The sequence below is a fragment of the Longimicrobiaceae bacterium genome, from assembly GCA_035936415.1.
In the GTDB taxonomy this organism is placed as follows: Bacteria; Gemmatimonadota; Gemmatimonadetes; order Longimicrobiales; family Longimicrobiaceae; genus JAFAYN01.
The window spans coordinates 1-5552 of the sequence record DASYWD010000091.1 but is presented as its reverse complement, the minus strand read 5'-3'; the positions used below and the strand labels follow the sequence as shown (position 1 = coordinate 5552).

The window sequence follows — 5552 nt, the reverse complement described above, 5'->3', positions numbered from 1 at the left end:
GCCCCACACCGGGCGGCGGCCGCTTCGCATGGTGTCCATGAATCCCGTCGTTTTCAGGGAAGATCCGGCAGGGCAATGCCTTTCGGAAAAGCCAGGTGGACAGGCGACGTTCGCCGCTGATTTCGGGATCCGTTCGGGTGTGCCGGTGTACCAGAGAATGAGGGAAAGAGCACCGGAGGAGAGACTCGGACAGGAAGGGACCATGACCAAGCCGGCGATCGACTTTCACGCGGCCGGGGGGGTGCAGCTGGACCGGCTGGAGCGCTGCCTGGAGCTGCACGTGCAGCCCACCGGGCCCGGCCGCTACCGGGTGACGGGGGGGAGCGAGCCGCACTGGGTGGACCTGCACACCCTCAACCAGCCCCGCTGCGACTGCGGCGACCACCTCTGGCGCGAGCGGATCTGCAAGCACATCCTCGCCGCGCTCCTGCGGGAGGGGAACGAGCACGTGCTGCTCGCCCTCCGCGCGCTGGTGCGCGAGCTGCGCGGCGAGGCGAAGGCCGCGTAGGCGCCCGTCACCGATGCGTCGTCACCCCCACCTGCCTGCACATGTCCAGCACGGGGCAGGCGGAGCACTTCGGTGCCCGCCCGGTGCAGACGTGCTTCCCGAACGGCACCAGGAGGCGGTTGATTTCCACGTGGTACTCCTCCGGGAGCATCTCCTCCAGCGCCTGCATCGTCCGCTCGGGGGTGGAAGCGCTCACGTACCCCCAGCGGTTGGTCACGCGGTGCACGTGCACGTCCACGCCGATCTTCGGCGCGCCGCAGGCGATCCCCAGCACCAGGTTCGTGCACTTGGGACCCACCCCGCGGAAGCCGAGCATCAGCGCTTCGTCGCAGGGGAGCTCGCCCCCGTGCTCCTCCGCGACCGTCCTGGCGATCTCGTGGATCTGCCGCGACTTCCCCTCGTGGAAGGTGCAGGAGCGGATGATCCGGTCGATCTCCTCCGGCCCCAGGGCGGCCACCTCCGCCGGGGTGCGGGCGCGCTCGAAGAGGGCGAGCGCGGTGGGGAGCATGGTCTCGTCCAGCGTCCGGATGGAGAGGATGCAGGCGACGAGCTGCGCAAAGGGCGTGTCGTGCCCGAGCTCCGCCAGCTCGAAGAGCGCTGCCTTGGGGTAGTGCTCGACGGCGGCGGCGACGCGCCGCATCGCCTCGTGGATGTCGAAGGGGCGCTTGTCCGGCCGCGGCGGGGCCTCGCCTGCGGACGCGGCGAAGGCCGGCGGGTCGCCTGCCCCCGCCGGCCTCCGTCCCTTCGGGCTCCGCTTGCCCGGGCGGGCCACCCGCTACTCCGGCCGGGTGCCCCCGACGGCGGGATCGCCCTTGCTGGCGCCGCCGCGCTCCCGCACCACGACCCCCTCCGAGTCGGGGCGGCCCAGGTCGGAGGTGTTCATCTCCCGCTGCTGGTCCTCCGGGACGCCCGCGACCTTCTGGCCGTGGCCGCCGGGGCGCTTGTTCACGGCGTCGTCCGCGAGGGGCGCATCGCCGAGGCGCGGGCCGCCGCCGGGGGCGTCGTCGAACCCCGCTTCGTCGAAGCCCTGCTCCCCGAGCGGGTCCGCGGCCTCGATCTGTTCGGGGTCGAACGCCGGGTCCTCGTTTCGGTGTCTGCTCATGCTTTCTCCTGTCGGTTCATCGGTAACGGCGGTTGTCGCGGGGGTACACCGTGTACTCCACGTCGTATCCGTGCTCGCGCGCCCAGCGGCGCACCTCCCGGTCGCCCCCGCGCCCGTACGCCGGGCTCTCGTCCGGGCGCCGCGGCGGGCGCTCGCGGGCGCCGTAGCCGGGTACGAACGGGGGGCCGTACGGGAACGGCTCTGCGGCCACCCCGAAAGGTCCGTACCACCCCCACGCAAGCGGCATGTACCCGGGTCCCATCGGGAACGAGGCGCCCGCGAACGACGGGCCGTAGGCGGGGCCCCAGCCCGCGTCGTATCCCCGCCGGTAGTCGGCGCCATAGCCGCGGGTGCGAGGGTCCCGGCCCTCTCCCCGCCAGCCGCGGTCGTACCGGTGATGGTCGCGCATGGTCTCCTCTCCGGTTTGGGGTTCGCGCGGTGTCCGCCACGGAGTTGCAAGAACCGTACGTGCTTCGCGGAACGGGGCTTGCGTTGCTGGGGCCCTGCCGAGCTCCCGCTGCCACGGCGTCTCGTGGTCCGTTTCTCCCTCCAGGAGGAGGGAACGCATGGCTCTGATCCTCACAGTCGTTGTGCTCGCTGCACTTGCCGCGCCGGTTTTCGCGGTTCATTATCTCGTGCGGCTCCCGGAGGCGCCTGCCTGCCCCACGTGTCGGCGGGTCACCACGGGGACCGTGGACCGCGCGCACGTGGGTGCGGAGCGCCTTCTGGCGATCCTTTGGGCCACGCAGGTCCGGCGCTGCACCGCGTGCGGGTGGCGGGGGCGCATGCGCTGGCGCTGGGCGCTGGAGAGGGAGGGGAACGGAGAAGGCTGAGGCGCGGCGGCGGTCCACCGGTCCCGCCCCGCGCACCGATCCCGCGGTTCCAACCACCTGAGACGCCCGGCGCCCGCGCCGGGGGAGGCGCTGCATGGAGCACAGGATTCTCACCGACCGGGACGTCTGGATGCTGGCCGCCGCCGGCCACCTCAACCTGCGGGGCGCGGTCCTGGACGGGGTGAACCTGGAGCGCGCGAACCTCGCCGGCGCGCGCCTGGAGCGCGCCAGCCTCAAGGGAGCGCGGCTCGCGGGGGCGATCCTCACCGGGGCCGATCTCTCCGGGGCCGACCTGGAGGGCGCGGACCTCAAGGGCGCCGACCTCACCGAAGCCACCCTCACCGAGGCGTACCTGAAGTCCGCGCACCTCTGGGGGGCGTACCTGGAGCGCGCCACGCTGGAGTGGGCGTTCATGGAAGGGGCGTACCTGGAGTGGGCGTACCTTCGCGGCGCGCACCTGACCGGGGCGTACCTCAAGGGCGCGGTGCTCACCGGCGCCGACCTGGCCGGCGCCTCATTCAAGGGCGCCAACCTGACCGGGGCCTACCTCCGCGGCGCGGACCTTTCCGGCGCCGTCCTCGAGTTCGGCACGCTGGAGTGGGCGGACCTGGCCGGGGCGAACCTGTCCGAGGCGAGCCTGCGGGGCGCGAACCTGACCGGCGCCGTGCTCACCGGGACCAACCTGAGCCGGGCCACCCTCGCCACCGCCACGCTCAAGGGGGCGGACCTCTCCCAGGCCAACCTGGACGGCGCCGAGATGGCCGGAGCCGACCTGGAGCGCGCGGAGCTCGGCGGCGTCAGCCTCCCGGCCGGCGCACCGGAGGCCGCCGCGGGGGCCGAAGCGTAGCGCCCGCGGCGGGTCCCGGCCCGGGATTGCGAGACCGATCCCCCCCTCCCTAAGTTGTCCGCCCGCGCGACGTGGCGCGACCAGGACAACCTCAGCACCCGCCGGACCGATGAGCAAGCACGCCGCCGACCCCGGTACCGCCCAGGCGTTCGTCGAGACGCGCCGGGCGCGCATCGCCGACGCCGTGGCGCGTCCCCTGTCTCCCGCGGCCTCCGACACGGATCCGCTCTCCCCGGAGCGCCTCGCCTTCTTCCGCAAGGAGGCCGAGGACCTGTACTGGAACGAGCTGGCGTGGGAGGAGCTGACCGACGAGGAGCTGGTCGTGGGCGGCCACCTCACCGAGATGGTGTTCCCGGGGTTCCTGGCCTTCGTGGAGGCGCTGCTGGTGGACCGCGCCCCCGTGGACTCGCTCGCCCTCGCGCGGCCGCACCCCGACGCGGTGGAGGAGATCCTCACCTTCCTGGGGGAGCGCTGCGCCGAGACCTCGGCGCAGCTGGAGGCGGGGGTGGACTCGCAGCGGGTGGTCTGGGCCCGCCTCATGACCTGCCACCTGGTGGACCTGGTGCTGTACCGGCTGCACGGCCTCACCCCCGCCGAGCGGGAGCGCCTGGAGGACGCGCGCTGACCTCCGCGCGTCGCCTCCCGGCGGTGCGCTCCGGCCACCCCTACTTCGCGGGTGCCCCCCTCCTGATGGCCCACCGGGGCGGATCCCTCCTCGCCCCGGAGAACACCCTGGAAGCCTTTCGGCGCGCCCTGGAGTGGTGGCGCGCCGACGTGCTGGAGGTGGACGTCCAGCCCACGGCGGACGGCGACGTGGTGGTGTTCCACGACGCCACCGTGGACCGCACCACGGACGGCAGCGGCCCCGTCGCCGGGCTGCGGCTGGAGGAGATCCGGCGCCTGGACGGCGGCTTCCGCTTCACCGCGGACGGCGGCCGGAGCTTCCCCTTCCGCGGCCGCGGCGTCCGGATCGCCACGCTGGAAGAGCTGCTCCGCGCCTTCCCGGACGCCCGCGTCAACGTGGAGATCAAGGACCGACGCGCGCAGCGCCGCGTTTGGGAGACGGTGCACGACCTCCGCGCGACCGGGCGGGTGCTGATCGCCGCGGGGCACCGGGCCAACCGCTCCCTCTTCGGCGACTATCCCGGCCCGACGAGCGCCTCCGGGGAGGAGATGAAGGCCTTCTACCTCCACCACCTCACCCACACCACCCGATTCTGGCGCCCGCCCGTGGACGCCTTCCAGATGCCGGAGCGCTACGGCGGCGTGCAGGTGCTGACCCCCCGCTTCCTCCGCGAGGTGCAGGCCCGCAACGTCGCCGTGCACGTCTGGACGGTGGACGAGGAGGCCGACATGCGCCGCCTCCTCCGCCTGGGCGTGGACGGCATCGTGACGGACCGCCCGGACCGGCTCGCGCGCGTGCTCCACGAGATGTTCGGTAGGCCCCTGCCGCCGGGAACGCCGGACGAAGCGACCGAGGGCCCGCAGCTCAACAGGGAACCGCCTGCAAACGGCTGAGTGCCCCGCAGCCGCTTTCGTACTCACGCACTTCCGCACTCTCGCACTTCCGTACTCCCCCCCTCCCTGGAATGGTTGTTGCGGCCCCGCCGGGACGCCGGCGCGCGGCCGGCACTGCCCTGTGGACCGAGCCCGGAGGAACGACGATGGCGCGCTACGACGGCGGGTGGAGTGGCCCCCGGAGGCCCTCACGCTACGACGAATTTTTCCGTCCCTACGGGCCGCCCGATCCGGTGATGCGCCCCGGCGGGGCGGGGCGCGCGGGGTTCAACCCCATGGTGGGGCCGGTCTCCCCGGGATACGGCCGGGACTACGGCCAGGAGCGCGGCGGCCGGAGTGAGCCCTGGGGCGACGTCGGGGCCGGCGGGATGGGCGAGCGCGAGGAGTTCTGGGAGCCGGGCACGGTGTACGGACCCGCGCGCTACGGCCTGGGCCCCTACCACGAGCGGCTCCGCCGCCACCGTCGCTCCGACGACGAGCTGCGGGAGGAGGTGGAGGAGGCGCTCTTCTACGACACCTGGGTGGACGCGGACGCCATCACGGTGGAGGTGAAGGACGGGATCGTCACCCTGCAGGGCGAGCTCCCGGACTTCGACGAGATCCGCTACGCCACCGACGACGCCTGGGACGTGGACGGGGTGCGGGGGGTCCGCTCCCAGCTCACGGTGCGGCAGGGGGAGCGCGGCGGCGGGTCGCAGGGTGGGAGCCAGGCGCGGGGCACGGCGGGCCGCGGCGGCGCGGCCG

At 73.5% G+C, this 5552-nt stretch carries 8 protein-coding genes; 5 read left to right on the top strand and 3 right to left on the bottom strand.

What is annotated here, in order from left to right; all coding sequences use genetic code 11:
- Positions 1-202: 202 nt before the first annotated feature.
- On the top strand, positions 203-508 hold the full coding sequence (locus tag VGR37_03605; protein ID HEV2146481.1) for an SWIM zinc finger family protein: 306 nt from the start codon (positions 203-205) through the stop codon (positions 506-508).
- Positions 509-515: 7 nt separating this feature from the next.
- Here the strand turns inward: VGR37_03605 and nth are convergent, their stop codons facing one another.
- From nth to VGR37_03590, 3 genes are read right to left on the bottom strand one after another with little or no spacing between them, the layout of a single operon-like run.
- On the bottom strand, positions 516-1280 hold the full coding sequence (gene nth / locus VGR37_03600) for an endonuclease III (GenBank protein HEV2146480.1): 765 nt from the start codon (positions 1278-1280) through the stop codon (positions 516-518).
- Between the two features lie 3 nt (positions 1281-1283).
- Positions 1284-1610 carry a hypothetical protein gene (locus VGR37_03595; GenBank protein ID HEV2146479.1) on the bottom strand — a complete coding sequence of 109 codons (327 nt, stop codon included), beginning with the start codon at positions 1608-1610 and terminating at the stop codon, positions 1284-1286.
- 16 nt (positions 1611-1626) lie between these two features.
- Entirely contained in the window at positions 1627-2019 is a 393-nt protein-coding gene (locus tag VGR37_03590) for a hypothetical protein (GenBank protein HEV2146478.1), read from the bottom strand.
- 518 nt (positions 2020-2537) lie between these two features.
- Between VGR37_03590 and VGR37_03585 the strand changes: the two genes are divergently transcribed.
- From VGR37_03585 to VGR37_03570, 4 genes are all read left to right on the top strand, one after another.
- On the top strand, positions 2538-3290 hold the full coding sequence (locus VGR37_03585) for a pentapeptide repeat-containing protein (protein ID HEV2146477.1): 753 nt from the start codon (positions 2538-2540) through the stop codon (positions 3288-3290).
- A 109-nt stretch (positions 3291-3399) separates the two neighbouring features.
- Entirely contained in the window at positions 3400-3915 is a 516-nt protein-coding gene (locus VGR37_03580) for a hypothetical protein (GenBank protein HEV2146476.1), read from the top strand.
- Positions 3916-3980: 65 nt separating this feature from the next.
- Complete coding sequence (locus VGR37_03575) at positions 3981-4808, top strand: glycerophosphodiester phosphodiesterase (protein HEV2146475.1); 828 nt, start codon at positions 3981-3983, stop codon at positions 4806-4808.
- A gap of 146 nt (positions 4809-4954) precedes the next feature.
- A partial coding sequence (locus VGR37_03570; protein ID HEV2146474.1) for a BON domain-containing protein occupies positions 4955-5552 on the top strand: 598 nt, incomplete at its 3' end.

Excerpts from the sequence above, each read along its gene's own strand:
- VGR37_03605 (HEV2146481.1), top strand. The coding sequence starts at position 203 with ATGACCAAGCCGGCGATCGACTTTCACGCGGCCGGGGGGGTGCAGCTG.
- VGR37_03595 (HEV2146479.1), bottom strand. The coding sequence starts at position 1,610 with ATGAGCAGACACCGAAACGAGGACCCGGCGTTCGACCCCGAACAGATC.
- VGR37_03590 (HEV2146478.1), bottom strand. The coding sequence starts at position 2,019 with ATGCGCGACCATCACCGGTACGACCGCGGCTGGCGGGGAGAGGGCCGG.
- VGR37_03585 (HEV2146477.1), top strand. The coding sequence starts at position 2,538 with ATGGAGCACAGGATTCTCACCGACCGGGACGTCTGGATGCTGGCCGCC.
- VGR37_03580 (HEV2146476.1), top strand. The coding sequence starts at position 3,400 with ATGAGCAAGCACGCCGCCGACCCCGGTACCGCCCAGGCGTTCGTCGAG.
- VGR37_03575 (HEV2146475.1), top strand. The coding sequence starts at position 3,981 with ATGGCCCACCGGGGCGGATCCCTCCTCGCCCCGGAGAACACCCTGGAA.